Genomic DNA, 24,773 nt, shown 5'->3' on the forward strand with positions numbered 1-24,773 from the left:
GGGCTCCCATCTGATGAATCAGCCAGAGAAATAGAACCAGCAATCCACCACCTACAAAAATACTCAATACATATCCTTTTATTTTATCGCCAAAAAAAGTCCCTACCGTAGTTTTATTAAATCCGTATTTTTCTTCGATTACAAAAGTGCCGTAGTAATCAAAGGGTAAACTCAGCAGATCCGAACCAATAAATATGACGGCGAAAAACACAACCGACTGAAAAAGCGGGTTGGGCACAAATGTTCCAATCCAGCTATCGATCACTCCAAACCAACCATTCCAAATAAATAGGATCGTCAAGACGAAAGAAAAAATACCCGAATACAAGCCGAAGCGATAGTTTTCAAGCTGATAGGCTTTGGATTCTTTTAATTTTTGGAGGGTAAGGTATTCTACCAGCGTCTCAGGCACCTGCGGGACAGGGCGTTTTACATTGAGGTAGCTTAAGATTTTCTCTACCAAAAAGCCAAAAACTACCACTCCTATTACTAGGTGCTTTAAACTTTCTGCGGACATGTAAGTAGATTAAAATTTTGGACAAGGTAGAATCGTGTCTCTTCTGAGCGGCTTGCCTTGATAGCTATTGGGAAGTGTCCAGGAGAGGCTTAATTCATGGGCGCCTCCGGACTGAATCCCCAGTTGAGAGACTGTATAGTCAAAACTGTACCCCACATTCAAGCCACTTATCAAATTGACGCCTACCATCATCACAACTGCATCTCGGTTGCTTTGGTTATTGACTGGCTTGTAAGGAAGTCCCCGATACCACAATCCCAGCACCAAAGGTTCCACATAAAAGTATCCTCCTACATCCAATTGCTCAAAAGGCCCCTGTCGTTTATAATTGACCGTAGGCGTAAAATAACGCTGCTTACGGATGTGGGTAAAATCTCCTCGCATTGAGCCCTCACCCAGTGGAATCCGATAGCCTGCATGTACAGAATATTTGGCTGGAAGTGGACTTATGCCATCAATAAAAGACTGATTCGGCTCATTGACATGATGTGCCGATAGGCCGACCCAAAGATTTTCGGTAAAAAACAACCCCCCGAATGAAAGTGACAACATTCCGACAGGGTCCCCTAGACCGGGAATATCGGCCCCCGGAAGCGTAGGCCCAAAAGGATCTGTTTCATTAATCTGATTGGCAAAAATAAGATTCTCGTAGAACCCGATTTCCCTCCGAATATAACTTGCTTGAAAACCCGGTCGGAAATAGGAATTATCCCCGAGTTTTAGTTCATAAGAGAACATTCCCGAAATCGTGGTGGATCGTAATTTGGCAGCGCCTTCGGTATCCTGCATCACATGAAAACCAACACCAGCATTGTATTCAGGCAGGTAAGTATCATAAAATGCTGAGAAAGTCGTAAACTGAGCATCTATGCTTGGCCACTGATTTCGGTAATTAAACCCCACTCGACCAGTCAACTCACCTCCAGCCATAGCGGGATTTAAGTAAAGTGGAGCAGCATAATATTGGCTATATTGCGGGTCCTGCGCTTGCAGACTTGAGAAGGGCAAAAAGCCCAAAATCAGAAAAAAAACAATTAGTAGCGAAGACCGTAACAAGGATTTGTTCGTTTATTTGAATAATCAATCAGCATCTAAAACGTTTTTGCCTCCAGCATGTTTTAGATAGCAGTTGGAAAAATATGAAAAGCAAATTGCATTCCATACTTATATGTCTTTTTTTCACAGTTTTAAGCTCATTTTTATGGGTAGGAACTGCAATTTCTGCTTATTCCCAAGGGTTTAATGATAATGAGTGGATTTTTGGATACTGCGAATCTGGGGGAGATAACAATTACCTTTCTTTTGGAAAAGGAACCTCGGCTACCGTTCAAACTCTCCCTGACGGTATAATTCTTGACGCTCAAAGCAACACCGTCGCCATCGATCCCATCACCGGCCAACCCCTCTTTTATTCCAATGGATCCTTGGTTTACGATTACAATGGAAATGTCATCCAAGGGCAAGTGGGAAATCTCAATGGTCCGATTGACAGCCGGCAGCAAGTTGCCACTGGGTTTTTGGAATATGAACCCGATGGAGAAAAGCTATTTTACCTTTTTTATGTCTCTCCCGGCGGACAGTTGCTTTATACTCAAATTGACATGAATGCCCCGGGACAAGCGACCGGAAACGAGCCTCCACTGGGTGAAATCACCGAACAGGATCAAGCTATCGGCAATGCACAAGGTGCAATTCTAGTAGTAAAAACTGCCGCATCGCCTTCCTATCTAATCAGTTTTGACGGAGGGCAATTAATTTCAAGAAGACTGGAAAATACAGCTGGAAGTTTTTCACAAACGGATACTGAAAATATACCCTTTACGCCAAAAGCAATCATTTTTGATCCTGACCAAGAGAAATTGATCCTTATTCCAGAAAATCCTGATGAGGATATTTTGGTGTTGGACTTTGATACGGCATCCGGGAATTTTGGCTCAGCCGAGGCAATCAGTCAATCCGGTGGATCGGAAAATATCGAAGGAGCAAGCTTTTCTCCTGATGGTAATTTCATCTATTTTTCAAGAGGGAATCAGCTATTCCGAGTTCCGAGTAATGATTTGGCGGCCACTCCGGAGGAAATTCCCCTGGATCCACAACCTTCGTCCATTTATGATCTGAAATTTGGGCCAGATGGTCAGCTTTATTATATCTACGAAGAAACGGACGGAGGACCACAGCTAATCGGACGAGTGACCAATCCAGAGGAAGAAGATTTGACATTGATTGACGTGGAAGAGGATCCATTCACGGGAACTGATTTTTGTGGGACGGTATTTCCGACTTTTGGGCCCAACGCCGACATTTCGGCAAGCGTAGATTTCACTTGGCAACCCGAAGAACCCTGTGCCAACAATCCCATTCAGCTTACAAGTGAGATTACACCAGAAAATTACCAACCTGTTTCTTTCAATTGGGAATTCAGCCCACCACTGACCGATTCGGATGGTAATCCAGTTCCGGCGGATTATAACCAAGAGCATTTTTTGGTTCCAGCTGATGCGGCTACCGGCCAAAGCATCAATGTGACCCTTACCGTGGAATTTGCCGATGGAAGTAACAGTACCGACAGTAATTCGATTACGCTGACAGAAAATAATTTGGAGGCCAATTTTACCCCACAGGATACTACCATCTGTGAAGGTCAATGCGTGGATATCGGAGCCTTACTTGAAGCACAAAACACTGCTGGTCAACAAGACGGGGAAGCTCCTCCCACTGGGGGCGGTGATAATTACGAATATTTTTGGTCTAATTATAAGGAAGAAGGTTGGACCAGTCGCCAAGAAAATGAAGTCTGCCTTCCCGGCACCTATTGGGCACTGGTGCGGGAGCCAGGATCTAGCTGCTATGCCTATGCTGAAATCAATGTTAAAGTCTGGGATCTCCAGGATCAAAGCAATGGCATTTGGTATTTTGGGGATGGTGCAGGACTGAATTTCAATCCGGACCCTGACGACCCCAATGCCCCAACGCCCAGACCTATAGAAAGTCCGCACCCTCAAGATATTCCGGCAGGAACAACCACAATTACCGACTCCAGCGGGGAAGTTTTGTTTTTTACCGACGGAGAATCGGTCTGGGATCTCAATGGGCAACTCATGGCAAATGGGGATTCCATCGGTGGGAGTAATGATGCGAGTCAATCGGTCATCGCGATCGGGGTACCCAATGAGCAAACTCTATTTTACCTCTTTACCACCCAAACCACGGCAGATGGAAATAATGAAGTTCGATATTCCTTAGTCGATATTAAATCAGAAAATCCAACAGGAGTTGGGAATGTAGTTTCAAAAGACAATTTCCTGTTCAGTCCCTCGACAGAGCAATCAGCTGCCTTTGCTAATGGAGATACCACTTGGGTGGTTTTTCATGAATTAGGAAACAATACCTTCCGGGCTTACCCGGTCTCTCAAGAGGGAATCGGCCAACCTATCTTGAGCTCTGTAGGAAGCAATCACGGATTTAACTCCGGCGTCGGGTCTATGAAATTTAGCCCAGAAGGGGATCAATTAGCCGTAACTATTTCCGAAGGAGGATGTAATCGACTGGAAATTTTTGATTTTGATGCGGATACGGGAGAATTGACCGAATACGCTTTATTGGATTTAGGATGTGATGGGGAAGTTTATGGCTTGGAGTTTTCCGATAGTGGGGAAAAGATTTTTGTCTCCTACCGAAATGGAGGACCGGGAATAGAAGAATTCAATATCAAACCGGTAGAAAACGACGATCCGGATGCCACAAGTTGCCCGGCATGTTTTGATAATGCTGATACGGCAGATCAGCGGGAAAGCTGTATCCTTTCTACCCGAAATGCTATCAGTGGTACCGGTTCTCTGGATTTAGGGGCCTTGCAAATTGGGCCTGACGGAAATGTCTATGCCGCAGTGGTCGGTTCCAATCAAATCGGCCAAATTGCTGTTGGCTCGGGCTGTAATGCTACCAGCACATTTAATCAGGATTCGGTAGAACCCATGCCTGGCACGACTAATTTGGGCTTGCCTGCCTTTGCTCAAAATAGTGGATCCTCCATTCCAGAGCCCTCTTTAGTTGCTCCCGAACGACTGTGTCTAGATCCGGAGGATGGGGCTACAGCCACGATAGAAGGAGGAGGCGAACCGGATATTGACAGCTATTTCTGGACGATTACCCGTGATGACGGGACCGTAATCCTAGATAATTTTGGAGGTCCGGGAGATCAATTCCAAAATCTGGAGCAGATCTTTGACGAGCCCGGGATATACACCGTAAATCTCAATGTGACCCGATGTGCTACGGAAGACTATTTTGATGAAGATATCGAAATTGAAGTGGTCGCTCCTCCGACTTTAACCTTGGAATCGGATGTGACCTTATGCGCTGAAGAGCCCGTTACTTTAACTGCCATCGAAGGATATGATCCAGCCGAGGAATTGTATGATTTTCAGTGGACCAATGCAGCCGGACAAATTTTAGGAGATGAAAATTCAAATAGCATCACGGTAACTGAAGAAAGTATTTATAGCGTTTCAGTTTCCTATCGGCTACCAGAAGACTTGACAGATGAAGAAGCCTTGCTTTTTGAAACTTGCCCAGCTGAGGCGGAAGTTTTTGTCGGTCCGGCTTTTGAGTTTGACATCAATCAAGATGCCCAAGAGGTATGTTATGAGGAAGTTTTGGTGACTTTCGCTCCTGATACTCCATTGAGCGGTCAGTGGGAATACGAACTTAATCAGGATGGAAACCGGGTAAGTTTGGGTGAATTTTTCGAATTGGAGCTATGGGTAAATAATCTTCCCGGGCCGGGTGATTATGAGATTTATTTCCTAGCCGAAGATCCAATTTTAGAAGGCTGTACGATTGAAAAAAGGATGGAATTAAGAGTCAATGAATTACCTGCCTTGACCACTACCCCATTAAATCCGGCTACCGATTGTAGTACTGCCGATGGAAGTTTTGAAATAGAAATGCAGGCAGATGCCGACGAGGTATTAATCGTAGAAACAGGAGAAACATTCACCAGTGTGAACGCCGGTGAAATATTTTCAATCACCGGTTTACTTCCAGGAAATTACACAGTTGAGGCGAGCAACTCGGCAGGATGTACTTTTACATCGACTGGATCAGTAGAAAACCTCAATCCACCATCAGGTTTTGAATTTACTGTAACCCCTATTGATGAAACTTGCGATGCGAATGGTGTGGCATCCGGAGCCATTCAGCTTGATTTTACGGCTGGAGTTCCAGTTTCAGGAACGGTTGAGATCCTCAGTCAGGGAGATGGGCAAGTTTATACAGTAGACTTCACTGATCAAACCAGCATTCAAGTTCCAGTGCTTGATGGCAGCTACACTGTGGAGGTAATCGCAGCCGGATGTGCGATTCCAGATCCAGATACCTATCCTGTCGGCGACATTCAGCCGGTTCAGTTTTCGGTACCTTTGCAACTCGAAGCTTGTGAAAGTTTTACCTTTTCTCCCGAGTTTGAAGACAGTGACTTGATCTTTGAGTTGACTTTCGAAGATGGCAGTATAGTCGATCCTATCGATGCCGCGACTTGGGAATACACGCTTACGCAAAGTGGTTCTTATTCGATGGTAGCCACCGATCCCGATGGAGTCGACTGTCCTAGGGAGCGGACCTTCGCGTTGGATATTACGGGGCCATTGGATTATGAAGTGTCAAATCCAATCGTAGACTGTCAGGAAGGCGTTCGGTATGAAGCTATTCTCAACAATGCCAACCCGGATGAAGTCACCTTCCTTTGGAGAGATAATTTGGGGGTAATAGTAGGTAGAAGACAAACCTTTACTCCATCCGTCGAAGGAGATTATACCTTGGAAGTTCAGCGAAATACAGGCGGATTATGCACTAGCCCAGAGATCCCATTTTCTGCGATTACACTCACAGAGGATGTTGATGTCAGTTTGGATTTGGTTCCTTTTTGTGGGGATTTAGTATCTACTACCATAACTGTTGATGCAGATTTGGACACCGTGGAAGGGATCGAATGGTACCGCGTAGAAGGTGGAACTCGAACTCGGATTTTTGAATGGGATGGCCTACCGATTGTTGATGTAGCCAATGAAGGCACCTATGAAGTGGTTTTGCGAAGTGAAGCAGGATGTGATATCGGCAGGGCAAATACCACCGTAATAAAGTCGTCCATCATCGCCCCTATCGTACCCGATGATTTTACCATTTGTGCGATCGAGGGAGTCACCCAAAGCATTGATCCGGGGGAATATGACAATTATTCCTGGCTACTTAATGGAGAAGAAGTTTCACAAGATGCCATTTTCACCCCTACCGATCCGGGAGTTTATGAACTGATCGTTTCAGACAATGTAGGCTGTGAATTTGTGGAATCGTTTGAAGTATTTGAGGATTGTAACCTAAAAGTAAGCTTCCCCACCGGTGTGGTTTTAGATGATCCGGAGCGGAATTTTATTCTTTATGCCAATGAATACATCGATGAGGCAGAAGTATTTATTTTCAACCGATGGGGCGAATTGATTTTCCATTGCGAACATGAAAACCTGGAACCCGCGCAGCCTTTCTGCCCTTGGGATGGACAGTATAACGGAAATTTTGTCCCCAACGGAACATATGCCGTCGTCGTGAAGTTTACCAGTAGAGATCAAAATAAAACCGAACAAATCACCTCTGCAATAACAATCATTCAGTAATGCTTATTTTATTATCCCCTGCCAAAACCCTAGATTACAGTACGCCCGATTTTCAAGAACACAGCCAACCTGAATTCACCTCAGATATCAAGTCCTTGGTATCGGTGATGAAGAAAAAATCAGCTCAAGACATTGCGGACTTGATGCATGTAAGCGAAAATCTGGCTCAGCTTAATGAGGAACGATACAAAACTTTTCAAAAAGAATTTACTCCAGAAAATTCAAAACAAGCCTTATTAGCTTTTAAAGGAGACGTTTATACCAAGATTGATGTAGATACTTTCACTGATGAGGATTTTGAATTTGCCCAAAACCATCTTCGGATCTTATCGGGTTTGTACGGTTTATTGAAACCGCTTGATCTAATCCAACCCTATCGTCTTGAAATGGGAACCCGGTTAGAGACGAATAAAGGCAAAAATCTATATGAATATTGGGGTCAAAAGATTGCAAAAGCGATCAATGAAGCATCAAATAATAAGCCTGTGATAAATCTCGCTTCTCAGGAATATTTCAAAGCTGTGGACCAAAAAGCGCTCAAAGTCCCTGTCATTACCATCCATTTTAAAGAATTTAAGAACGAGAAGTACCAAGTCGTTGGTTTTTTTGCTAAACAAGCCCGGGGAATAATGGCCAACTATGCGATTAAAAACAAAATTACAGATCCTGAAAAACTAAAAACATTCAACGAATCTGGCTATGAATTTGCAGATCAATTGAGTACAACATCAGATTGGGTATTTGTAAGGTAAAAAACTGCATTCCTAAGCTTAAAAATGTACTAAAATATCATTCAAAGCTTTTCATACTTTTTAGGGACTGCTTTTTATTGTAGCTTAGTAGCCTGATTTTCAAGTTTTTTTCAGGTGATAGAAAAAAATATACGTACGAAAAAAATAAACCTTTGGCAGGGAGGGATAGGAGTAATTTTCTTACTCTGTTGCACTTTGCTATTTTTTTCAAGTACTGCAGAAAAATTATATTCTACCTCGGTTGAACGGCCTTTTTCGAACTCCATAATAGACGGACCTGAGCGACTTTGTGCCGTATTTGGTAGTGTCATCGGTACATACACAGGTTTGGGAGAAGAAGGAGATGTTTATGAATGGGAAATCATCGAACCCGACGGGAATATCTTGTTTTCCCGAACGGGGGGATTTGAGACAATTTCTGAAACTTTCTCTAAAATCGGAACACATCAAATCAGCTTAAGAATTCTCCGGGGAAATGTAGAAATAGGCAATGAGACCAAATCGATTGATGTCTTACCGGGGCCGACCATTACTCTTGAGGAATCTTATATTGTATGTAATGGAACTGATTTGACGATTCCAGCTTTGGATCCGGGAACTTCAAATTTTGGGGATTATGTATTTGAGTGGAAAAATGAGTCCGGTGATGTCATAGGAACTGATAATGAAATTAGCGTCAGTCAACCCGGAACCTACAGTGTTGAATTTTTTTTCGTGAATTCCCAGGGAGAAAACGAGTGTATCACTGAACTTTCGACTTCAGTCGTTGATCTCAATTCATTCAGTATAAGTCCGGCTCAATCAGAAGTCTGCACTACCCAATTCATCGAATTTGAATCTAATCCTAATATAGTAGGAGATTGGTACGTACAAAAAGTGGGAGAAACAAGTCGGAAATATCTGGGAACAAGTTCGAAATTTTCGCTTTTCCCCAGCAGGGACCTTTCCGTAATTGGTGATTATACCATGATCTTTCAGATTCCAAATGCCAACAACCCCAATTGCATTCCAGAGGTTACGGCAGATTTCACCTATAACCCAGAACCCCGAATTATATTTGAAGAGGCTTTTGGGGCAAGTGACTGCTCGGTAGATGATGGTGTACTCAGGATTAGAGCCTTGACCGATGTGGATCGGATTACAATAGATTCTTTAGGAATTAGCCTAGGCCCTTTCACTGCTGGACAAATAGTGGATTTCCCAGGCTTAAAATCCGGAGCTTATACATTGAATACTTCTTTGGGATCCTGTTCCTATTCGATTGCGTCAGTCGTCCCTCTTGCAAACCCTGTTTCAGAATTGAATTTTGAAATTTCTGAGATTTTACCTGAAACCTGTACCGATACGGGCAAATTACCGGGCAGTTTCACCGTAGTTCTTCCAAATGGACCTACCAAAGCAGGATTTAAAGTCTTAAATGAACGAGGAATTCCTGTAGTAGCACAAGACACAACGGATCTTAATGATACTATTTTTATAGAATTATCGGGTGGTATTTATTTCTTCGAGATTTTTAATGAAAGTGGTTGTTCTCTTCCGAGAAGTGAGGAAATCGAAATCCCAGGACTAAGTCAAGTGAGTTTCTCAGTCCCTGCTACCATTAATGTATGTCAAAGCTTTGAATTATTCCCAGCAACAAATCAACCTTTAGAATTTTTACTCACTGATCCCGATGGAGTTGAAACTATTTTTGAGGATGGAGATCCAGGTTTAATTGACAAAGCCGGGACCTACACCATCATAGGGCGAATACCAGGACAGGACGTACTGTGTCCTTTTATGAGGAAAATCAATGTCACCCTAGTCGATCCAATCGATTTTGAGCCCAAATTAATCCAAGAAGACTGTTTTGGAAACCGGGTTTTTGAAGCCGATATTTTCGGGGTGGATCCTACCACCGCCATTTTCACTTGGTTTAATGAAAACGATGAAGTGGTTGGAAATGGTCAATTTCTTTTTCCTACTTCCACAGGTGAATTTAAACTTGATGTCCAGCCGGCTAATGCACAAGCCTGCCCGATTCCTCCCAAAAGTTTTACTATCGAGGAGCCCGTGTTGAGTGTGGATGTGACCTTAACCCAAACCAAGCTTTGTGAATTTGGCCCGGAGGCTATAGTTACCTTAGAATCGACTTTCCCAGATGCAGTAACTGATATCGAATGGAGAAGATTTAATGAAGACGGAACGATCGAAGAATTGCCGGAATACGATGACCTGACCGAGTTTCAAACCCGGACTCCCGGCACTTATGAGGCTTCTCTTTTCCGATTTATTCCTGGAATCAGTTTAGAAGAATGTGAGCTAGGAAGGGAAACCATCCAGCTAGATTTGATTCCCGACAAGGTTTTGTTTGACATTCCAAGTGAATTAACGGTATGTGAAAGCTTTGAATTGGCTCCCGAGACCACTGAATCTCTTGACTTCACAGTAACTGATCCAGCAGGCAATACCCAATCAGGATCAACAGGTGAGAGCTTTACCCTAGACCAAGAAGGGACTTATACCTTTCTGGCTTTTGACACAGATCCTAATTCGAATATTTGCCCCGAACAAAAAGAGATTATCGTCACCCTTACCGAGCCAGTTGATTTCGAACCTGTTTTAGTATCTGAAGATTGTAATGGATTAAAGACCTATCAAGCTCAAGTCACAAACTATTCAAATTCGGAGGTGGATTATTTTTGGTTTGACGCTGGAGGAAATCAAATCGGCGATGAAGAATTTCTTGATTTCATTACTTATGGTGATTTTTCACTTGAAGTGCAGCCAGGTGGTTCCACTATCTGTCCATCGACTCAGCCTATTAATTTCACGGTTGAAGAGCCTGTGTTAAACGTGGACGTTACCATGCTCACTGAGCCACTTTGCCCGGATGAAGCTTCAACTGTACTTACGCTACAAGCAGATCAAACCGAAATCAGTGAAATACAGTGGTGGTTTACCGATTTGAATGGAAATGAGTCAGAATTGGTGACAAATAGGGGATTTACTGAGATTTTGGCTTTTGAAGAAGGAACCTATGAAGTTCGCGTTTTCAATTATTTACCTTGCCTTCTTGGCTCAGATCAAGCGCTCATTTTGAGAAGTCAGGACCCTGTGAGACCGGAAGTCGAAGAAAGCTATCAAGTCTGTGAGGAATACGAAATCGGCCCGACGATAAATCCAGGAAATTTTGCCAGTTATGAATGGTATTTGGGCGAAGACCTTGTCTCAACCAGTCCTACCTTCAAGCCTATTCGAGCTGGAAGTTATACGCTTACTGTATACAGTTTGGAAGGCTGTGCTTATCAGGCTGAGTTTGTCACGGAAGAGGAATGTGAGCTTAGAGTAGCCGTTCCAACCGCTATCGTTCCCGGTGATCCGGAGCGTGAGTTTTTAGTATATACCAATTATTTAATTGATGAGCTTGAAGTTTGGGTTTTTAATCAATGGGGACAATTAATTTTTTATTGTGAAAACTCCAACCTCATTTCTGAGGAATCTACCTGTGAATGGGATGGTTATTTTGATGGAGAGAAAATCCCAAATGGATCGTATTCTGTTCGAATCAATTTCAGAAATATTGAGAAAAATATTAGCGGCGAATATCTCGGGTCAATTTTGGTGATCGAATAATCTGGACAAAACTCGTCCACAAATTCTGGAATGTTTTTTGCCAAAATCGTGATACCAAGAAATTCTTGGGAACCTAACCCATAAAATTCACCGAATTGTCCGCCAAGACTCAATTTCCTTTTTGGAAGATTGGGATTATCCTGATTTGCAGTTTCAGTTTCCTTAGTATCGGCTTTTCAAAAGAAAAATCAGACCGCAAAGAAACTAACTTTCAGCTCCCAAAATCGATTTTGGCCGAACCCCAACTGGTTGGCCCTGATGACTTATGTATAATTTTTGGACAGGTTTTAGGAACATTCAGCGCTGGTGGCGATCCAGGAGATGTATATACCTGGTCAGTAATCGATCCAAGTGGAAATGTAATATTTGAAGATACTGCCGGTGATCAATTGGAATCAATAGATGTGGTTTTTTCCACTCCGGGAAATTACACCGTGAGACTCCAAGTGCGGAGAGGCACAAACTCAAGTTATTTTGAAGATTCGAAAGTTGTCACGGTCCTAAATGGTCCGGATTTAGAACTAAAGCCAGATTATTTGCTTTGTGCAGGCTCGTCTACGCTGTTGAGAGCCTTGGATCCTACTACTCCAAGTTTAAATCAATATACCATAGAGTGGAATGATATAGACGGAAATCTTTTGGGTACTGGCAATGAGTTTTCTACCACATCGGAAGGATTTTATTTGGTGGAAATCGCCCGAAACAGTGGTGGTGGAGAATCAGGCTGCATAATAAATGCATCCACTTTTGTAGGTCCACCGGTAGATTTTGAAATCATCCCCTCAGCAGAAACGATTTGCGAGGGCGAGTCCATCCAATTCGGATTGGACACTCCACTTTCAGGAGATTGGCTGATCCAAAAGGGCCTTACAGGAGCTCGGAGTATAGTTTCCAGTGGATTTGATATTTCTTTAGATGCAGATAACCTATCGGGCCCAGGTCGATATTTTATCACTTTTCAAACTACTACTGAAGAATTTCCAGACTGCATATCAGAACGTACCATTGAATTTGAACTCTTGGAGGCTCCACAAGTCGATACGGTGATTCTTGAAGAACCCGATGATTGCTTGGCATCCAATGGAGAATTTCAGTTGACGATAAACTCAGATGTGGAAGAATTTTCAATTCCCGAACTGAATTTCTCCCAAGGACCTATTGTTGCTGGACAGCAATTCAATTTCTCAAATCTGGATCCCAATATCTACTCCATCATTTTGACGCAATCCGGTTGTCAAACGGCCACTTTGGTGAGTTTGGACTCCAAAGATCCTCCTGTGACGCCCAATCCACCAGATCAAAACCGTCCATCCATTCGAGTATCTTCAGAATCCTGTGGATCAAACGGTACCATTTTGGGATCGGCTGAAATTGATTTTGGAAATAACATTCCTGATGGTATTTTTCGATTAATGTCCTCTGAAAAAGGAGAAGTGCAGTCTGGAAATATCCCCGCTGATGGACTTTTGGAATTGGAATTATCCAGTGGAACTTATCTGCTTTTGGTGATTGTCGAGGGTTGTTCTTATCCTGTGGAGACTTTTACGGTTGATAAGTCTCCCCAAGTAAACTTTACTGTACCGGAAAGTCTGAATATTTGTGAGTCATTCGAGCTTGAAGCCGACACTGAACAAACTCTTCAATTTATCCTAAGCTATCCTGATGGCAGCGAAGAAACGCTCAATTCCGGTCAGCCCTTCAGTCTGACTGAGGCTGGAACCTATTCCATCATTGGGGAAGGAGTTGGCTCGGATGCAAACCTTTGTCCTAAAACACACACATTCACCGCGACATTTTCCTCTACTATTTCCTTTGAACCTGTATTGGCAATAGAGGAATGCTTTGATCCGATCAAATATGAAATTGATGCGCAAGGGGTCGACATTGAAGATGCCAGTATTCGTTGGTATAATGATCAAGGAGAAATTGTTGGTAGAGCAAAAGAATTTTTCCCTAGCTCACTCGGCTACTATTCACTCTTGGTTCAACCATTGGAAAGTGGTTTTTGTCCAGTAGATCCGGTAGAGTTTGAGGTTGTGGCACCTATCATCCCTGTTTCGATGGAATTAATCGCTTCTAAAATTTGTCCAGATCCGGAATTTGGATTGATCACATTAGAGATCGAGGAAGATTTGGTTCAGACTACAGAATGGATTTTTTATGATTCGTTGGACAATCGTCAAGAACTTGTAGAATTTGATGGGCTTTTCGAAATCGAAGTAAATTTACCCGGCACCTATGAAGTGGTCGCCTACAATGAATTGGGTTGCGAAATAGGCAGGAATCTTATTGAAGTAGAACGAAGCACACTACTCAGCCCTCCTCAACTAGAAGATCGATATGCCATTTGCTCAAAAGAAAATACCCTACCTGGAATTGATCCAGGGGAGTTTGCAACTTACGAATGGTATTTTGACGATGTGCTTGTATCTACCTCTTCAATCTACAAACCTACTCAAGTCGGAAATTATCAACTACTTGTCACTACGGAAGACGGATGTTCATTTTCCGATACATTTACCACCTTTGACGCTTGCGATTTCAAGGTGATTTTTCCAAATGCAATGATTCTAGGGGACCCAAATCGCGATTTTCGGGTGGTAGTTTCAGAGGGAGTATCCGATGCTCAACTTTTCATCCTTAACCGTCAAGGAGCTTTGATTCATGAGGCCCAAACTACTGAGATCGCCCCAAATACCCCTATACTAAACTGGGATGGAACTCTGCAAAATGGAGAATTAATTCCCTTAGGAACCTATGCTGTTGTTTTAGTCCTGAGAAACCCCATTTATGGATTTGAGGAAAAGATAACCGGTTTATTAATCGTCATCCAATAGCTTGATTTCAACTTTTTTTATTATTGGAAAAGTCTGTATCCAATATTTTTCCTATTTTCAGCTGTTTCAAACACAGCTTTAAAAACTCTTAATCCAAAATAACCTATTCTATGACGCAAGCTATCAATCGGACAGCGCTATTCAACGCGAGCTGTCTAGCCCTCATTACCACTGCTTTCACCTTTGCGATACGTGCAGGTATTCTTCCCCAATTGGGCGAAGATTTCGGCCTTTCTGCCGAGCAACTCGGTTTTATTAATTCCATGTGGTTCTTAGGCTTTCCTATTTCTATGATTTTAGGAGGAATTTTCTACCACTCGGTAGGACCTAAAATCATTATGAATATCGCCTTTGTCACACACACGATCGGGATATTAATGACCGTTTTTGCCGATGGATATACCACACTGTTGATATCGACTTTATTCATTGGATTTGGTAATGGTTGTACCGAAGCGGCCTGTAATCCAATGATAGCAGACATGTACACTGGGGTAAAAATGAACAAAATGCTCAATCGATTCCATATGTGGTTCCCCGGCGGGATCGTCTTGGGTTCATTGATCTCTAAATTTATGACAGATGCGGGATTTGGATGGGAATCACAAATCTGGATCATGATGATCCCGACAGTTGCTTATGCGGTGATTTTCTTTGGAAAAGCTTTCCCAAAACCATCCGTAGAAGGTGTTACTTCACTTTCCAGCAATTTCAAAGCAATGCTAAGCCCAGTATTCATTTTCTTATTTATTTGCATGTCTTTGACTGCAATTACCGAATTCGGCACTCAGCAATGGGCCAATGTAGTACTCGGTAACTCCGGAGCAAGTGGAATGCTGATCTTGGCTCTAACAACAGGAGTAATGGCAGTAGCCCGATTCTTTGCAGGTCCTGTAGTCGAGAAATTAGGTCAAACAGGTGTACTTCTGGGAGGCGCAGTCCTCGCCACCATCGGTGTTTATTTATTTTCTATCGTAGAAGGCCCAATGGCCTATGCTGCCGCAATCATTTTCGCATTAGGTGTTGCTTACTTCTGGCCGGTGATGGTCGGTGCTGTTGCCCAACGAGTGCCACTAAGTGGAGCTTTAGGAATGTCAATAATAGGTGGAGTAGGCATGTTCTCTACGGCGATTTGGCAACCAATCATCGGGGGATGGATTGATTCCGCCCGTGCCAGTAATCTAGCTGAGGGCTTGGAAGGAGCAGCCCTTGAATTAGCTACTGGTCAAGAAACATTACTTAAACTGACCACTTTTCCGGCAATACTAATTGTACTGTTTATTATCTTCTTTATTTGGCAAAAAAATATTAAGTCCGCCAAAATAGTAACCGCTCACTAAAACCTAAAAAAGCTGTCAGATAATCTGGCAGCTTTTTTTTAATTCCCTCCACAGGAGAAGCTCTCATAATCTTCCCTAAACAAAGACCACAGTTTTCCATCTTCATCTCGATAGGTGATGGCCTCGGTCCGAATAGTAACTTCAATATTATAGGGAGTCTCCACCACTGAACCATCAGACAAAATAATGGTGCATGGACCATCGAAGCGTTGAATATCTTTCAGTCCGATATCCTGAAGCCAACTTTCACAAGAAGTCAACGAAAGTAAAACAAGTATGGTACAGAATCGAATTTGCTTCATTTTGTATAATTGATGTTAGAAAAGTACGCACAAAGGACACAAAAAAAAAGCCCCATTAGAACAGTTGAGCTTGGTGACCTCCTCAGAGCCTGTCCCGCAAAGCGGGAATTCACCCCGATAGTCATCCTGGGCTGAAACTGACTTTTTCAAACCCTGAAGAAATAAAAAAAGCCCAACTTGAAATAGTTGAGCTTGGTGACCTCGTCAGGATTCAAACCTGAAACCTCCTGAGCCGTAATCAGGTGCTCTATTCAGTTGAGCTACGAAGCCATTTCGGTTTTCGAACTGTAAACCAGATAGTTAGATAAGCACCAATCCTCAAGGTTTCACTGTTGAAAGTCGAGGGAGACATAAAAGGGAGACAAAACCTGTCCTTTTATACTCCGAGCAGCTGCGTGAGGTCCAAGGTTGGATCCGGCGATTAACCAAAACTCTTTTCGTTATGGCATCGCAAGATACACAGGTCACACTCACACTTCAAAGCTGGAAGCCCACCAAAAGTGGAGACTTCCCCGTAGTCATCAAAGTCTACCACCAACAGAAACGACGGTACTACAGAACCGGAATTTCTGTACAGCCCAAAAACTGGGACGAACCCACCTCTCAAATAATCAAACCCGCCAGAGACAACAAGGTGGTGCAGAAACTTCTCCACAAAGCGAAAGAAACCGTGGAGAAAATCCTCATCCTCCATGATGAGTTTGACTTCGATCTCTTCTCCAAAGAGTTTTCAGATTCTTCACCGCTCCAGTCGGGAGAGAACTTCATTTCCTTCTGGGAAACGGTCGTCAAGGAACTTCGTGCCGAAAAAAGAATGGGCACTGCAGCGTCCTATGAAAATGCGCTCAACAAATTCAAGAAGTTCATGAAAGAGCGCCCCATTCCGATCCGACACATTACACAGCACACCTTTGAGAAGTTTCGGATTTTCATGGTCAACTCAGGACAAACCACCAACGGCATCGGGATTTATCTGCGTTCCATGTCTGCCGTCTATGGCAGAGCGATCAGCAGGAAACTGGTCAAACCCGAGTCCGATCCAAGACAGGGCTTCAAAATCAAATCCGCTCGAACTCCCAAAAAAGCGATCAAACAGGAGGAAATGAAAAAGCTAGCCCTTGTAAACCTCAGCAAAACACCCTTCATGGATGAATCCAGAGACATGTTTGTGTTTTCTTACTACTGTCAGGGGATGAACTTCAAGGACATGTGCGAGCTGCGCTGGGACAAAAATATCATAGACGATCGGATCTTTTATTCTCGCGGAAAGACACTGGACTTTTTCACCATTCGCATGATCCCACGTGCCCACGGAAGGATTCTTGCTAAACAGCGCAGAATTCTTGATGAAAAACTGGAAGCTGGTCTGATCAAGAACGAGACTGCCAAAAAGCTCATTTTCCGAGTCTTTGATCACTTGACAGATAAACAGATGGAGAACCTGACTCTCCTCAACAAGGTGAGAAAGCAGCGAGCCAAAGTCATCAATGCACACATCCGGAAGCTGGCCGAAGCTCACTTGAAATACGATTCAGGCCAGGTGAAGTTACTGACCTTTTACTCGGCCCGGCATACCTATGCCACCGTGCTCATGAAGCATAATGCTCCGATCTCACTGATATCTGCAGCGCTTGGACATGCTGATACCAGAATCACTCAGGTATATCTCGACAGTTTTTCCAGCTCTGAAATAGACCGAGCTAATGAGGTGCTTTGAAAAACTTCTTAGAGATCACATTTCTCACAAGCTTGGGGAAGATCTTTCCAGTGTGAGACAACTTGGGGCCTTGCTTTTTCTGGTGAAATTATCAAGCCGTGAATTAACGGCTTAGTACTTCTGTTTACAAGAGATTCTCCGTACCTCTTGTACTTGGAATATCAGTTTACTTATCTTGGTAAAAAACACTGACTGAATATGAGAAAAATCTGGATCGCTCTGGTGCTCTTTAGCATCTCTTGTACTGACCCCGTCGAACCAAAGCCCGAGGCATTAATCTTCTATTTCGAAGTGGAGGTCGAAGGGCAAAAATTTAGACAAGAGCTGCTCCCTGATTTGCCAGATGAAAATCACCCCTTGGTTTTTGACGGTGGTTTTCTTACAGAGATCAATGAGGGCTGTACCCCCGATGAATGCATCTCTCCTTTTTTCATCAACATGCTGTTTGCTGGAAATTCAGGTTCGCAACAATGGGAGCAGGTCGAGATGATCCAAGTACCATCAGGTAGCTATACTTCCCATTTTTGGTATGGGGAATCCGATGAAACTCCGACACCATCGGAGGGTAGGGTGACTATCACCAAAAAAGATCTCAGCCAAAAACTAATTCAAGGAACCTTTGAAGGAGAAGTCTACAAGACCGGAACCCAAACCCCCATCAAAATCCCTATCAAAGGAAGCTTTTCAGCAAAGTACTTGCAGTAGCTAACCAAGCCCTCCCAAAAAGAGGGCTCTTTTTTTCCACCAACACCCTTTCGCTTTCCACCGAAAAGCCTATTTTTAGGAATCCGAAAGACTTTTTGGAAGAGCTCCACGACAGGGTATTCTACCCGGCCTTTTTCTGTATGCCTGTGGATCAGCACCAAAAAGTGTTTTTAAAAAACCAAACCATCCATGTCCGAAGAACAAAAACGACAGCTGGAAAGCCAACTCTGGGGGATCGCCAACCTACTCCGGGGAAAAATCTCCGCTGATGATTACCGGGACTACATCCTCGGCTTTATTTTCTACAAGTACCTCAGCGAAAAGCAATACCTCTACGCCAACAGTCTCCTGGAGACCGAAGCCGTCAAAGACTATAAACTCCTCAAGGATCCCGAACTGCTGGAAGCCGTCAAGGAGGAATCACTGGACAAGCTCGGCTATTTTTTGCTACCCAACGAGCTATTTGACGCTATCGCAGCTCGGGGAAATGCAGACACGGAAAGTGAGTCCAACTACATTCTGGAAGACCTCAAAGCCATCCTGAACCATATCGAGCAGAGCACCATGGGGACAGCTTCGGAGGAGGATTTCAATGCGCTCTTTGAGGACCTCGACCTGAATTCCACCAAGATCGGTAGAACCGTAGGTGCACGAAATTCCATCATTTCCCAGATTCTGAACTACCTCAACAAGATCGACTTCAAGCTGGAAGACATTGAGTCTGATGTGCTGGGCGATGCCTACGAGTTTTTGATCGGTAAGTTTGCCGCTGGTGCGGGGAAATCCGCAGGGGAATTCTACACCCCACAGCAGGTCTCCAAGATTCTGGCAAAGCTGGTTACCACAGGAAAAAGCCGAATCCGATCGGTTTATGATCCGACCTGTGGCTCTGGATCGCTTTTGCTCCGGGTGGCGAAGGAGGCAGAGGTCGCGGAGTTTTACGGACAGGAGCTCAACCGCACCACCTACAACTTGGCTCGGATGAACATGATCCTTCACGACGTTCACTTTCGCAACTTCAATATTCAGCAGGAGGATACGCTGGAGCATCCTCATCATGTGGAGGAGCGGTTTGAGGCGATCGTAGCAAATCCTCCCTTCTCTGCTCACTGGAAGGGAGATGCCAATCCGCTCTATGAAACCGATGAGCGATTTGCCCGCTATGGACGACTGGCACCCAAGACCAAAGCAGACTTCGCTTTCTTACAGCACATGCTCTTTCAGCTCAGTGACAACGGAATCATGGCATCTGTTTTCCCACACGGGGTGCTCTTCCGTGGAGCGGCAGAGGGCACGATACGTGAGTACCTGATCAGGGAAATGAACGCCATCGATGCAGTGATCGGCCTTCCGGCCAATATCTTCTACGGCACGGGTATCCCGACCTGTATTCTGGTACTGAAGAAGTGCCGGGAGCAAGATGAAAACGTGGTCTTTATCGATGCAAGTGGAGACGATCACTATATCAAAGTGGGCAATCAAAACGAACTGCGAGATGCCGACGTGGAGCTGATCGTCAACACCTACCGCAATCGGGAGACCATCGAGAAATACAGCTATGTGGCGACACTTGCCGAAATCGCCGAAAACGACTACAACCTGAACATCCCCCGCTATGTGGACACCTTCGAGGAAGAGGAAGAAATCGACATCGATCAAGTGGCCGAGGATCTCAGAACGCTGGACTCAGAACTCAAGTCCAACGAAGCCTCCCTGATCGGTTTCTGCAAGCAACTCGGAATCTCAACGCCTTTCTGATGTGGCAGCAAGTGCAAATAAGGAAATCCATATTTGCAGAAAACGGCTTAAGTGCAAATAAGAGTGATCACAAACAAGACATCAATCATGAGCGAAAACAGAAACGTACCGAAGCTGAGGTTTCCAGAGTTTTCAGATATCTGGTCTGAGAAAAAACTTGGGGAAATTACCGCTAAGATCGGAAGTGGAAAAACACCAAGAGGCGGTGAGCAAATTTACACGTCTCTGGGAATCCCATTCATCAGAAGCCAGAATGTATTGGATTCAAGGCTAGTGCTTGACGGAGTATGTATCCCTACAAACGTTCACGAAGAAATGGCCGGGAGCAAAATACTCCCAAGGGACATTTTGCTCAATATCACAGGTGGTTCAATAGGTCGGAGCTGTGTCACCCCTGAAGATTTCAAAGAAGGAAACGTCAACCAGCACGTATGCATAATCCGTCTAAAAAAGGATTCTCCAAGCTTTCTTCAGGCTATCCTGAGTTCATATCGGGGTCAAAAGCTAATTTTTCAAGGACAAACTGGAAGTGGTCGTGAAGGTCTGAACTTTGAGTCGATAAAAGGTTTCAAAATCTCTTTCCCCTCCCTCCCCGAGCAGCAAAAGATCGCCGAGTTTCTGACAGCGGTGGACCGGAGAATCGAACTGCTTCAGGCCAAGAAGGAAAAGCTGGAAGCCTACAAAAAGGGCGTGATGCAAAAGATCTTTTCACAAACTCTGCGCTTCAAAGCCGAGGATGGATCTGAGTTTCCAGATTGGGAGGAGAAGAAGTTGGGGGAGGTTGCTGATATAATTATGGGGCAGTCACCAGATTCAAAATCTTACAATGATGTCCATGAAGGGCTTCCACTTGTTCAAGGAAATGCTGACTTGAAAAACAGAAAGGTTGAACCCAGACAATGGACATCCTCGCCAACAAAAACAAGCTTGCCAGGAGATATTGTCATGACAGTGAGAGCTCCTGTAGGCTACATTGGATTAAATCACATTAAAGCCTGTCTAGGTAGAGGTATTTGCTCGATTACAACCAAAAAATCAAAAACGCTTCAGCCTTTTCTTTTTCAAACTTTGGTGTTCATGGAGCCAAACTGGAAGTCCATCGAACAGGGGAGCACTTTTACCGCAGTAAGCAGTTCAGATGTTAAAACCTTTTTGGTAAATCTCCCAACACTTGAAGAGCAGAAAAAAATCGTCCAGTTTCTAACAAGCTTGGACCGCAGTATCGAAAACCTAAATCAACAGATCACTCACACGCAGACCTGGAAGAAGGGGCTGCTTCAAAAAATGTTTGTGTGAAAAAAGTGAAAAGACTCAGTGAAACGATATTTGAGGAAAGGCTCACTACTTCTCAGTTGCAGGCACTAGTTGCCTACATTCAACACTCTCTCTTACCTCAAAGTGAGATAGAGTTAATTTTTTTCTTAAAGGAATTTTACGAAAAATCAACTAACACCTCAAGCAACCGATGGCTTTTTCTTACACTCAGCTTAGCAGAAGTACTTTCTGAGTTTCTCCCCTATTTCCAGGTTTATAAGGATAGCTTATCAGACTCAAAAATCCGTAAACTAAAACTAGATAGCGAGGACTTTATCAACCAGCTTTCCTCAAAGAAAAAGAAGATTGATGTGATCCACCACTTAGAGAGCCTATTGACTACCTCCGCCGAAGAAGTTAGTAACAATAAAGAAGAAAGCACTCTAACCTACCAAACGGAACCATCTTGGGCAACATCAAAAGTGTATTTTAAAAACAAAGGGCTTGACGAATCAAAACCCTTCATCACTACTAATCAGTCCCATAACTGTGTCACCTCCATTTACGACAAAATGCACAAGTCTTGGTATAAGGGTGTACCCATCAGCTATCTATTTCAGTTCGATATAGGGTATGTAGAGTGGGCCATCAAAAACATGGAAGACTTCTGTGTTCGAGAGTATGACTTTTTGGTAGAACTTTCCACATTCAACAAGAAAACCTTTGAGATGAAACACATTACTCATGAAACCGTGAGCAACTACCATACAATCTCTCAGCAATTTTCTGATGAGGAGATCCTTGTGGCATTTGGAGGGAAACAATACTTTCGAAAACTTGATGTAAAAAGTGCTAATGAAAGCAAACTGAAAGCGCTGGGCTTGGAACCAATACGCCCAAAAATGTTTGAAAGAAGCTACCTTTCCTACAATCGATCATCATTTCCGATGCTTAGTGGAGAGTGGGAGTTTGAAGAAGCTTTCCAATCAGCAAAGGGAAGTATGATGGTTCATCTGAAGAAAACCAGCAGTTCCTACTCTAGCTTAAACCTTATTGAAGATAAGCTGGGAATGATTGTTAACCTAGGTCCTTTGGCAAGCTTCAAACATGGAAAGGTACTAGAACCGTATAGTTACAACCTTTTTACTCCAGGGGAAATAGTGTCCGTTGAAACAACATCCTCTGCAGCAGATAGTTCGGGAAGATACCTGATCAGTAAGAAATAACACAGCAACATGAACAATGAATCAAGTCCCTTAGGATTACTTGAAGCAGAAACTATACTCTACATCAAGCTCGGGCAAGGTGGTGAATTTGTAAAAAAATGCTTCACAGGAAATCCTCATACAATGAAGCTCGACTATCGGACAGTTCCACATGCTCTTTGTATGGATGGCGACTGGTCGGCTGTACATGAATTTCTTACGAAAGAAGGCCATTCTGCAAGTACATCAACTAACCACCTGAGGCAAATCCGCTCTTTCTACGAAGAAGGTGAGAGTACTGTTTGGGTGACCTTTCATGACAACAAGCTATGGTGGTGTCAAGCTGAAACAGAGATCACCATAGATGAACAAAACATCAAATCAAGGAGGGTGAAAGGAGAATGGTCAGATGAGAATATTGCCGGTGAAAAACTTTTGTTTGGAAATCTTTCAGGTGAACTTCTGACCACAAAGGCCTACCGTGGAACGATTTGCAAGGTTCCTTCTGAGTATGTCCTCCGCAAAATCAATAATCAGTTATCCGGGGATGCCGAAGAAATCAAGACTTTGACTGCAGCACTTCAGACCAAAATTGCGGGCTTGATCCAAAAGCTGTATTGGAACGACCTAGAGCTGTTCGTTGATTTAGTGTTCAGACAGTCTGGGTGGAGGAGAGTCAGCTACCTTGGAAAACAAGAAAAGACAATCGATCTCGACTTGGAATCCACTGTCACAGGTGAAAGAGGAGTCGTACAAGTAAAAGCACGGTCTACGCTGGAGGAATTCCGGGCTTATGAAAAAGAGCTTGAGGGGTTTCGAAAAGATTACCAGAAAGTATTCTACGTTTGCCCTCGTCCTGAAAAAGGATTGCAGAATTTGAAATCTGAAACTGGAACAGTCCTATACTTCAGCGACAAGCTTGCCGAACTTGCGATTTCAGCTGGGTTGGTGGATTGGTTGATCAAGAAGTGTGGATAGCATCTAAAAACCCTATGACAGAAGATATCAAGCAAGAGCAAAAAGAGTTTCTGAAAGAACAGCTCTGGTCATCTACCATTGGAGCTGCAACAAGCCGGGCGGGTAATATTTATAAGGTCGGAACAACAGGTGAGGACAAGAAAAGCTTCAAGAAAGCTCTTCACGAGTTTGTGACTGAAATGATCCAAAACCATTATGAGGCCACGACTCTAGATGAACCAACACACCTAAAAAACATAAAAGAGCTCAAAGAATACACAACACGTTTTGGGTTTGTAAACTTTCGCTTTGGTCATGCACAAAAAGTTTTAAACCTTTACCTCAAGTACCTTTGGTGCCTCGGATTAGTCCAGGAACCACCTCACTTTCCGGTTGACAGACTGATTCAACAAAAAATGAAGATCAAGAATCCCACAAACTGGACAAAAAACATGGAAGAAGATGATTACATCAAAGTGATCGAAGAAGCTCGAATCCTAGCGACAAGAGAAAACTTTAAATCAATCGCCGCTTTAGAACTGAGTTTCTACAACAACTTGTGAAACGCAACGAAGAGCTAATAAATCAAACTTCTCCTGTTTAAACACCGTTGGTTTAAACGCATTGAGTTTACTTTCCTTTTTGTTGACTCCTTAGCGAGAAACGCCGGAACTTTGAAAGTACTGCGTCCTCAACTATCTTGACAGAACAAAACCTCCAAAATCATGTCAGTGGTAAAACTCAAAGCCCAGCTTATCAAGTTGGTCGAGGATATTCAAAATGAGGAACTCCTCGAATCGCTGATTGAATTCCTCTCCAAGCAAAATCAACAATCGGCAGGAAAGCCCCTATGGGAGGATCTTAGCGAGAGGCAGAAGCAGGATGTACTGGACAGCTTCGATGAATCCGAAAAAGAGGAAAACCTCATAGAAGTAGAAAATCTCTTCCGACACCTCATGTAAGAGGCGTAGTTACCAAATCAGCTTTCAACCGCTTCCATAAGCTGTTTGGCTACTTGGCTTAAGAGAAGAGTGATCCAACCACCACTCAGTTTTGTAAAAGAGCCGAAGGTTTTGCTTCGTCAAGTTTCTGAAAAGCCACGGCTTTGACTTTTTCTCGATTTCCCGTCGAAACTTGTAGCTGTTC

The 24,773-nt window shown here is 43.6% G+C and carries 15 protein-coding genes, 1 tRNA gene and 1 pseudogene; 13 read left to right on the forward strand and 4 right to left on the reverse strand.

All coding sequences use genetic code 11. The features are described 5' to 3' along the window. A pseudogene (locus BM043_RS12630) lies at positions 1-517 on the reverse strand (M48 family peptidase); the annotation flags it as partial. Between the two features lie 9 nt (positions 518-526). Beyond that, positions 527-1,573 (reverse strand): PorP/SprF family type IX secretion system membrane protein, encoded by a 1,047-nt coding sequence (locus BM043_RS12635; RefSeq protein WP_092792199.1) that lies wholly within the window; start codon positions 1,571-1,573, stop codon positions 527-529. Positions 1,574-1,656: 83 nt separating this feature from the next. Here BM043_RS12635 and BM043_RS12640 point away from each other — a divergent pair, with 83 nt between their 5' ends. From BM043_RS12640 to BM043_RS12660, 5 genes are all read left to right on the forward strand, one after another. Next, the gene (locus BM043_RS12640) at positions 1,657-7,185 is read left to right on the forward strand and encodes a T9SS type B sorting domain-containing protein (protein ID WP_092792201.1); all 5,529 of its coding nucleotides are present in this window, start codon (positions 1,657-1,659) and stop codon (positions 7,183-7,185) included. Further along, positions 7,185-7,937 carry a peroxide stress protein YaaA gene (gene yaaA, locus BM043_RS12645; protein ID WP_092792202.1) on the forward strand — a complete coding sequence of 251 codons (753 nt, stop codon included), beginning with the start codon at positions 7,185-7,187 and terminating at the stop codon, positions 7,935-7,937. The genes BM043_RS12640 and yaaA overlap by 1 nt, the downstream gene beginning before the upstream one ends. Before the next feature lie 195 nt (positions 7,938-8,132). Beyond that, entirely contained in the window at positions 8,133-11,552 is a 3,420-nt protein-coding gene (locus BM043_RS12650) for a T9SS type B sorting domain-containing protein (protein WP_092792203.1), read from the forward strand. Positions 11,553-11,647: 95 nt separating this feature from the next. Continuing rightward, positions 11,648-14,389, forward strand: coding sequence for a hypothetical protein (locus BM043_RS12655; protein ID WP_092792205.1), 2,742 nt, complete (start codon positions 11,648-11,650; stop codon positions 14,387-14,389). Between the two features lie 110 nt (positions 14,390-14,499). Further along, positions 14,500-15,729 carry an MFS transporter gene (locus BM043_RS12660; protein WP_092792207.1) on the forward strand — a complete coding sequence of 410 codons (1,230 nt, stop codon included), beginning with the start codon at positions 14,500-14,502 and terminating at the stop codon, positions 15,727-15,729. 38 nt (positions 15,730-15,767) lie between these two features. Here the strand turns inward: BM043_RS12660 and BM043_RS12665 are convergent, their stop codons facing one another. Beyond that, positions 15,768-16,031 (reverse strand): hypothetical protein, encoded by a 264-nt coding sequence (locus BM043_RS12665; protein WP_092792208.1) that lies wholly within the window; start codon positions 16,029-16,031, stop codon positions 15,768-15,770. A gap of 193 nt (positions 16,032-16,224) precedes the next feature. Continuing rightward, a tRNA-Arg gene (locus tag BM043_RS12670) sits at positions 16,225-16,301 on the reverse strand. Between the two features lie 172 nt (positions 16,302-16,473). Between BM043_RS12670 and BM043_RS12675 the strand changes: the two genes are divergently transcribed. The 8 genes from BM043_RS12675 (at position 16,474) to BM043_RS12710 (ending at position 24,589) form a co-directional block, all read left to right on the forward strand. Beyond that, positions 16,474-17,748: a site-specific integrase gene (locus BM043_RS12675; RefSeq protein WP_092792210.1), complete on the forward strand. Its 1,275-nt coding sequence runs from the start codon at positions 16,474-16,476 to the stop codon at positions 17,746-17,748. Positions 17,749-17,946: 198 nt separating this feature from the next. Next, entirely contained in the window at positions 17,947-18,453 is a 507-nt protein-coding gene (locus BM043_RS12680) for a hypothetical protein (RefSeq protein ID WP_092792211.1), read from the forward strand. Between the two features lie 189 nt (positions 18,454-18,642). Next, the gene (locus BM043_RS12685) at positions 18,643-20,211 is read left to right on the forward strand and encodes a type I restriction-modification system subunit M (RefSeq protein ID WP_092792213.1); all 1,569 of its coding nucleotides are present in this window, start codon (positions 18,643-18,645) and stop codon (positions 20,209-20,211) included. Between the two features lie 87 nt (positions 20,212-20,298). Then, the gene (locus BM043_RS12690) at positions 20,299-21,507 is read left to right on the forward strand and encodes a restriction endonuclease subunit S (RefSeq protein ID WP_143189535.1); all 1,209 of its coding nucleotides are present in this window, start codon (positions 20,299-20,301) and stop codon (positions 21,505-21,507) included. Next, positions 21,504-22,691 carry a hypothetical protein gene (locus BM043_RS12695; RefSeq protein ID WP_092792216.1) on the forward strand — a complete coding sequence of 396 codons (1,188 nt, stop codon included), beginning with the start codon at positions 21,504-21,506 and terminating at the stop codon, positions 22,689-22,691. Before BM043_RS12690 ends, BM043_RS12695 begins: the two co-directional genes overlap by 4 nt. A gap of 9 nt (positions 22,692-22,700) precedes the next feature. Then, a complete protein-coding gene (locus BM043_RS12700; RefSeq protein ID WP_143189536.1) occupies positions 22,701-23,648 on the forward strand; it encodes a hypothetical protein in 948 nt (315 codons plus the stop codon). A gap of 14 nt (positions 23,649-23,662) precedes the next feature. After that, positions 23,663-24,190 (forward strand): hypothetical protein, encoded by a 528-nt coding sequence (locus BM043_RS12705; protein WP_143189537.1) that lies wholly within the window; start codon positions 23,663-23,665, stop codon positions 24,188-24,190. A gap of 162 nt (positions 24,191-24,352) precedes the next feature. Further along, positions 24,353-24,589, forward strand: a complete 237-nt coding sequence (locus tag BM043_RS12710; RefSeq protein ID WP_092792222.1) for a hypothetical protein — start codon at positions 24,353-24,355, stop codon at positions 24,587-24,589. The last annotated feature ends 184 nt before the right edge of the window (positions 24,590-24,773 follow it).

The sequence above is a fragment of the Algoriphagus hitonicola genome, from assembly GCF_900113375.1.
GTDB lineage: Bacteria > Bacteroidota > Bacteroidia > Cytophagales > Cyclobacteriaceae > Algoriphagus > Algoriphagus hitonicola.

Coding starts and splice junctions, on each gene's coding strand:
- BM043_RS12640 (WP_092792201.1), top strand. CDS start 1,657: ATGAAAAGCAAATTGCATTCCATACTTATATGTCTTTTTTTCACAGTT.
- yaaA (WP_092792202.1), top strand. CDS start 7,185: ATGCTTATTTTATTATCCCCTGCCAAAACCCTAGATTACAGTACGCCC.
- BM043_RS12660 (WP_092792207.1), top strand. CDS start 14,500: ATGACGCAAGCTATCAATCGGACAGCGCTATTCAACGCGAGCTGTCTA.
- BM043_RS12665 (WP_092792208.1), bottom strand. CDS start 16,031: ATGAAGCAAATTCGATTCTGTACCATACTTGTTTTACTTTCGTTGACT.
- BM043_RS12675 (WP_092792210.1), top strand. CDS start 16,474: ATGGCATCGCAAGATACACAGGTCACACTCACACTTCAAAGCTGGAAG.
- BM043_RS12680 (WP_092792211.1), top strand. CDS start 17,947: ATGAGAAAAATCTGGATCGCTCTGGTGCTCTTTAGCATCTCTTGTACT.
- BM043_RS12685 (WP_092792213.1), top strand. CDS start 18,643: ATGTCCGAAGAACAAAAACGACAGCTGGAAAGCCAACTCTGGGGGATC.
- BM043_RS12690 (WP_143189535.1), top strand. CDS start 20,299: ATGAGCGAAAACAGAAACGTACCGAAGCTGAGGTTTCCAGAGTTTTCA.
- BM043_RS12700 (WP_143189536.1), top strand. CDS start 22,701: ATGAACAATGAATCAAGTCCCTTAGGATTACTTGAAGCAGAAACTATA.
- BM043_RS12705 (WP_143189537.1), top strand. CDS start 23,663: ATGACAGAAGATATCAAGCAAGAGCAAAAAGAGTTTCTGAAAGAACAG.
- BM043_RS12710 (WP_092792222.1), top strand. CDS start 24,353: ATGTCAGTGGTAAAACTCAAAGCCCAGCTTATCAAGTTGGTCGAGGAT.